A 2,262-nucleotide genomic window follows, 5' to 3' on the forward strand; every position below is an offset into this window, starting at 1 on the left:
GTAAGCGTCCAGTTCTTACACGTCCGCGCGTGAAGCCGCCCAGTTCCACGGTAGCAGATCGTCGATCCGGTTCATCGGATGGCCCTGACTGAGACGCTCGAGAACATCACTCAGATAAGCATGCGGCTCGACATCATTGAGCTTTGCGGTTGTCAGCAGAGACGCGATGACGGCCCATCTCTGTGCCCCGCCTTCCGAGCCGGCGAACAGGTGGTTCTTGCGTCCCAGCGCCACCGGACGGATAGCGCGCTCGACGGTGTTCGTGTCGAGTTCGATCCGACCATCGTCGAGGAACCGGCTGAGCTCATCCCAGCGGGCAAGCGCATAGCGGATCGCATCGCCCAGCCCGCTGCGCGGCGGGATACGCTGGAGTTCGGTTTCCAGCCAGGCTTTCATCGCGCGGACCAGCGGGCGGGATTTCCGGGCCCGCACGATCCGACGCTTGTTCGCGCTCTGCCCACGGATCGTGGCGTCGATAGCATAGAGCTCGGCGATCCGCTGCAACGCTTCGGCCGCGATCGGTGAGCCTGTGGCCTGGTGCACCTCGTAGAACTTGCGCCGCGCATGCGCCCAGCAGGCCGCCAGAGTAATATCCCCACCTGTGGTCAGCCGCTCGAACCCGGCATAGCCATCGACCTGCAACACACCGCTGAAGTCTTTCAGATGGGTTTCCGGGCGTTCGGCGCGCCGGTCAGGGCTGTAGATATAGACAGCAGCCGGCGGACCGGGTCCATTCCACGGTCGATCATCGCGGGCATAAACCCAGAGCCGACCTGTTCGGGTGCGCCCGCGGCCCGGATCGAGCACAGGCAGCGGCGTGTCATCGGCGAACAGCATGTTCGAGCTGAAGACATGGTTTGCGAGCCGCTCATGCAGGGCTTCCAGCCACCAGCTGGCCCCGCCCACCCAGTTGGCAAGCGTTGACCGGTTCAGCTTCACACCCTGGCGGGCAAAGATCTGTGACTGGCGGTAGAGCGGCAGGTGATCGCAGTACTTGCTGACGATGACATGCGCGAGCAGGCCTGGCGTAGCGAGCCCCTTCGCGATCGGACGTTCCGGGGCTGATCCCTGGTGGATCTTCCCGCAGCCCCGGCAGCCATAGCGCGGGCGCTTGATCCGCAGGACACGCAGCTGCGCCGGAACATGGTCCAGCATCTCGCTGACCGTCTCGCCGATGAAGTGCAGCGCCCCGCCGCAGCATGGACAGGTGCTGGTCTCAGTGTCGACCGCCACATCCTCGCGCGGAAGATGGTCCGGCAGGCTGAACGCGCGCGTGCGGGCTGGACGATCGCCAGTCTCGACAAGTGTATCTGGCGATGCCGCTTCAAGCCGCGCCACATCACTGTCCAGATCCTCCAGGCCAAGCTGGAGCTGGCCGGGATCAAGTCCCTCGGCCCGGCGGCCGAACTGGCTGCGCTGAAGCGTCTTCACCATCTGGCGCAGCCGCTCGATTTCTGCTCGTGCTTCAGCGCGCTCGCTATGACGTGCCGCAGCCATGTCCCGGATCATGCGATGCAGCACATCCACGTCTTCAGGCAGGGCGGTGAGGTCAAGCTCCATACCACGGAGTTTACGCTGGAATCAGCGCGTTCCGCACAGCTTTCTGCGGCCTGATTCAATCGGTCGCATCAGCCCCTCAACCTGCTCGGGCGGGACGCCATCGCTCGTCCGGGGATCGCCAGTCGATGCCATCGATCAGCATCGATAACTGGTCCGATGTCAGGACAATCGACTTGCCCGGCTCATTCTCCGATGGCCAGAGGAAGGCGCCATGCTCGAGCCGCTTGGTGAACAGGCAGAGCCCGGTACCGTCCCAATAGACAATCTTGATCAGGTTCGCCTTGCGGCCGCGGAACACGAAGAGATGACCTGTGAACGGATCGCGCTTCAGAACCTCCTGAACCATCACCGACAAGCCATCGATCCCCTTGCGCATGTCGGTGTGGCCAACCGCCAGGTGAACGCGCACACCTTCTGGAAGCAAGGTCATGATGCCACCTCAACCGTGACAAAGCGCGGCGTTTCATCGGCGACAGCCAGCTCCTGCTTCCAGCGGAACAGAACACGCGGGGCAACGCCATAGCGACGAGCGACATCGGAGGTGACAGCGCCCGGTCGACATGCCGCCCTGACGATCGCGTTCTTGTCTGCGGCACTGAACTTGCGCCGACGCCCTTCCTGAACAGGCGGGAGGATCGGATCACCATTTGGAGTCGACCGAATATCGGCCGGACGGTCTGACTTAGGACTAAGCCTATGACT

The 2,262-nt window shown here is 63.3% G+C and carries 3 protein-coding genes; all 3 read right to left on the bottom strand.

The genetic code is table 11. From position 1 onward, the window contains the following. Window positions 1-15: 15 nt before the first annotated feature. Window positions 16-1,560 carry an IS66 family transposase gene (gene tnpC / locus O4G74_RS15985; protein WP_119380401.1) on the bottom strand — a complete coding sequence of 515 codons (1,545 nt, stop codon included), beginning with the start codon at window positions 1,558-1,560 and terminating at the stop codon, window positions 16-18. Between the two features lie 76 nt (window positions 1,561-1,636). Beyond that, complete coding sequence (tnpB, locus tag O4G74_RS15990; RefSeq protein WP_119380402.1) at window positions 1,637-1,990, bottom strand: IS66 family insertion sequence element accessory protein TnpB; 354 nt, start codon at window positions 1,988-1,990, stop codon at window positions 1,637-1,639. After that, on the bottom strand, window positions 1,987-2,262 hold a 276-nt coding region (locus O4G74_RS15995), incomplete at its 5' end, for a transposase (RefSeq protein WP_269403514.1). The genes tnpB and O4G74_RS15995, both read right to left, overlap by 4 nt.

The sequence above is a fragment of the Henriciella marina genome (genome assembly GCF_027213945.1).
GTDB lineage: Bacteria > Pseudomonadota > Alphaproteobacteria > Caulobacterales > Hyphomonadaceae > Henriciella > Henriciella marina_A.